We start from the raw sequence: 3,527 nt of genomic DNA on the forward strand, positions 1-3,527 counted from the left end.
CCCCCTGCCGTGTCGGCCTTGCAACAGATGTTCCCGGTGTCCTCTCTGGCGGGAATGTTGTCAGGACGATCAGCCGCGGTACTTTGAATGGAATTGATCTTGGCAATTCACAGAAGACCGATGTCACCGGCGGGATGCGGGGGAAGGTGGAGGAACTCCTCACCCTCGCAGATGCGGGGATCATCTCTTCAATATTCCATGTTGACCGCCTCGGAGCATTTCTTGCAGGAGAAGAACATGGAGGAACCACCATCATGGGGGCAGATGTATGAGCCGGAATGAAACCACCACATCACGGAAGCTCGATCACCTCAGGATTTGTAGTGAGGAAGATATCGAGGCAGGTTCAGGTGGATTTTCTGATATACGGATCGTCCATGCCGCCCTTCCCGAATGCGATATGGACGGAATCGATCTCTCATGCCAGTTCCTTGGACATTCTCTCTCTTCCCCCCTCTTCATTGCTGCAATGACGGGTGGCCATCCCGGCACAACAGAGGTAAACCGCTGCCTGGCACGGGCAGCTGAACAGTATGGGTGTGCCATCGGGGTCGGCTCCCAGCGTGCGGCACTTGAACGGCCGGATCTTGCCGGTTCATTCAGGGTTGTCCGTGAAGAGGCGCCAACAGCATTCATCGCAGCCAATATCGGGGCTGTCCAGCTCCGTGAACAGGGAACAGCATGGGCAGAGAAAGCCATCTCCATGATCGATGCTGATGCAATTGCAATCCACCTGAATTTTCTTCAGGAGGCAATTCAGCCGGAAGGGGATCGTGATGCAACCGGGTGTCTCGATGCAATCGAAGAGCTCTGCTCCGATGCATCTGTCCCGGTGATCGTCAAAGAGACTGGATCAGGTATCTCGCGTGAAACCGCACGCCTTCTCTGGAATATCGGGGTGAAGGCGATCGATATCGGCGGCCACGGGGGAACCTCCTGGGCAAAAATAGAAGGAATACGGGAGAGGGAGATGAACAATCCCACACTCACCCGTCTCGGTGATGACTTCATTGATTGGGGTATACCAACGGTGGTTAGCCTGATCGAAGTCAGAGAGACCGGAGGGCCGGTTATTGCAACCGGCGGCGTCAGAAGTGGCGTTGATATTGCAAAGGCCCTCGCACTCGGAGCTGATATGGCAGGGATGGCACTCCCGCTCCTCGCACCCGCGATGGAGAGTGATTCTGCACTCGCAGCTGCCATCGACCATATCCACAGACAACTGAAAACAGCGATGTTCCTCTCGGGGGCACGGACAGTACGCGAAATGCGGAGAGTCCGGACCTATATCACCGGAGAGACTCGCACAATGATACAAAAATACGATTAGAGGTACAATTTATGGAGATAGAAGTAATTACCGTCGGCGGATACGAAGAAGTCGGTCGGAATATGACCGCAGTTCGTTGCGGTAAGGATATTGTCATCTTTGATATGGGCCTGCGCCTTGACCGGATCATGATCCACGAGGATGCCGAAGTCGAGAATATGCATTCTCTTGACCTGATCCAGATGAAAGCAATCCCTGATGATACTGTGATGAACGGGATCGAGGGAACAGTCAAGGCTATCGTCTGCACACACGGGCATCTTGACCATATCGGTGCACTTCCAAAGCTCGCCCACCGGTACAATGCCCCGATCATCTCAACACCGTACACCACCGAGCTGATACGGCAGCAGATTGCAGGAGAGCAGAAATTTGGTGTGAACAACAAGCTCTTTGCCCTGAAGTCAGGCGGCAGGTACACCATATCACAGAACCTGACACTGGAGTTTGTCCGGACACAGCACTCGATCATTGATTCCGTGATGGCGGTGCTCCACACACCCCATGGTGCGGTCATCTATGCAAATGACTTCAAGCTCGACAGAACACCGGTCATCGGGGAGCCGCCGGACTTTGCCCGCCTCACCCAGATCGGAAAGGAGGGCGTCCTCCTTCTCATCACCGAGTGCGTCAACATCACCTCAAAGGGAAGGGCACCAAGCGAGCGGATCGCCCGCGATCTTGTACGCGATGTGATCACCAGTTTTGAGGATGATAAAAATGCGATCCTGGTCACCACCTTCTCCTCCCATGTTGCCAGGCTGAAGACACTCACCGAGTGCGCCCACGAGATCGGAAGAAAACCTGTTCTTCTGGGCCGTTCGATGGAGCGGTACTCAACGACTGCCGAACAGATGAAACTGGTTGCATTCCCACGATCCACCTCCGTCTTTGGAAACAGGAGGACGGTTGACCGCATATTCAGGAGAATGATGAAGGAAGGGAAGGAGAAGTTCCTGCCGATCATCACCGGCCACCAGGGCGAGCCGGGATCGGTTCTGACCCGGATTGGTGCAGGAGACACGCCGTACCGCCTTGAGAAGGGAGACAAAGTCCTCTTCTCAGCAAAAGTGATACCAAACCCGATGAACTACGGGCAGCGGTACCTCACCGAGACACGGCTCAGGATGACCGGGGCACGGATCTTTGATGAGCTTCATGTCACCGGGCATGCATATCGGGAGGATCATTATGATTTCATTCATATGCTCAACCCCCAGCATATCATCCCCTCACACGGAGGTCTCGAGATGACCGCGGCATATGCGGAGTTTGCATCAGAACTCGGGTACACGCTCCACAAGGATGTCCACCTGATGACGAATGGCCAGCGGCTTCTGGTACACAAATAATCCGAGGAGAAAAGAATGGATCTACAAGAATACCTTAAATCAGTTGAGAGTCTCGTAGACAAGTCCTTATTCAGGTACTTCGGGGATGCACCCGGAAAACTGGATAAGGCAAGCGCCCATCTCCTTCTTGCAGGGGGAAAACGGCTCAGGCCTGCAATGGTGATGCTCGCAGCCGAAGCGGTGCAGAAGAGATCATCAGATCGGATCTTCCCTGCTGCACTCGCACTTGAACTGACCCATACCTTCACACTCGTCCATGACGACATCATGGACAATGACTCATTCCGCCGGGGTGTTCCAACAGTTCATACTGTATGGGATGAAGCAACAGCAATTCTCGCAGGTGATGTCCTCTATGCACGTGCATTTGAACTGATCTGCAAGGCAGAGGCAGATCCGGCTTCCAAGGTGCGTGCTATCTCGATGCTTGCCAAAGCATGCGAAGAGATCTGCAGCGGCCAGTCTGATGATATGGCATTTGAAACACAGGATGAGGTCACACGCGGCGAGTACCTGGATATGGTCAGGAAGAAGACCGGGGCACTCTATGCGGCTTCTGCCGGGATCGGAGCGATCCTCGGCGGGGGTTTACCACAGCAGGCCGAGGCACTTCATAACCTTGGCATGACGACCGGGATCGCATTCCAGATCCAGGACGATCTGATCGATCTCCTGACACCGAAGGGCACAAGCGGGAAAGACCGGGCATCTGATCTCAGGGCCGGGAAGAAGACCCTGATCGCAATCGTTGCAGCAGAGAAGGGGATCGATCTCGCCCCATACAAGAGGAATCTCACTGATGATGAGATCGATTATGTCATCCAGGAGCTTGAAGCAGCAGGTGT

The 3,527-nt window shown here is 54.3% G+C and carries 3 protein-coding genes and 1 pseudogene; all 4 read left to right on the top strand.

All coding sequences use genetic code 11. The annotated features are described in order from the left end of the window. A pseudogene (locus QCH34_RS09015) lies at positions 1-272 on the top strand (uridylate kinase); the annotation flags it as partial. Then, positions 269-1,330 carry a type 2 isopentenyl-diphosphate Delta-isomerase gene (gene fni, locus QCH34_RS09020; RefSeq protein WP_300333089.1) on the top strand — a complete coding sequence of 354 codons (1,062 nt, stop codon included), beginning with the start codon at positions 269-271 and terminating at the stop codon, positions 1,328-1,330. The pseudogene QCH34_RS09015 and the gene fni, both read left to right, overlap by 4 nt. An 11-nt stretch (positions 1,331-1,341) precedes the next feature. Further along, positions 1,342-2,682, top strand: coding sequence for an RNase J family beta-CASP ribonuclease (locus tag QCH34_RS09025; protein ID WP_300333092.1), 1,341 nt, complete (start codon positions 1,342-1,344; stop codon positions 2,680-2,682). Positions 2,683-2,697: 15 nt separating this feature from the next. Further along, a partial coding sequence (locus QCH34_RS09030) for a polyprenyl synthetase family protein (RefSeq protein WP_300333094.1) occupies positions 2,698-3,527 on the top strand: 830 nt, incomplete at its 3' end.

Origin of the sequence: Methanocalculus sp. (assembly GCF_029762515.1) — an archaeon.
Taxonomy (GTDB): domain Archaea; phylum Halobacteriota; class Methanomicrobia; order Methanomicrobiales; family Methanocorpusculaceae; genus Methanocalculus.

Bases quoted from the DNA above. Each gene is read 5' to 3' on its own strand.
- QCH34_RS09025 (WP_300333092.1), top strand. From the start codon at position 1,342: ATGGAGATAGAAGTAATTACCGTCGGCGGATACGAAGAAGTCGGTCGG.
- fni (WP_300333089.1), top strand. From the start codon at position 269: ATGAGCCGGAATGAAACCACCACATCACGGAAGCTCGATCACCTCAGG.